Genomic DNA, 229 nt, shown 5'->3' on the forward strand with positions numbered 1-229 from the left:
AGTTTATGATGGGCGACAGTGCTCGGCGTAAAATGTCACCGTTTTTTAAAAGCATTTATGCTGCGATTGTACTGTGTCTGTTTGTGTTGGTGAGTGTACTTATGTGGACCGTGATCCGCGATATTTATACCTTATTTAGCCAAATTTCTGCGACCCATGATCCGCTACAGCCCTTTGGTATTATCATTTTTCTTACATTGGCTTTAGCTATTTTTGATTTGGGTAAAAC

General features: G+C 39.7%; 1 protein-coding gene. It reads left to right on the plus strand.

Annotation, left to right across the window (positions count from 1 at the left end; translation table 11 throughout):
• The coding region (locus tag AAEY75_RS17500; RefSeq protein WP_352260462.1) for a hypothetical protein at positions 1-229 on the plus strand (229 nt) is incomplete at both ends.

It is taken from the genome of Psychrobacter sp. TB55-MNA-CIBAN-0194 (assembly GCF_040309505.1).
Classification (GTDB): Bacteria; Pseudomonadota; Gammaproteobacteria; order Pseudomonadales; family Moraxellaceae; genus Psychrobacter; species Psychrobacter fozii.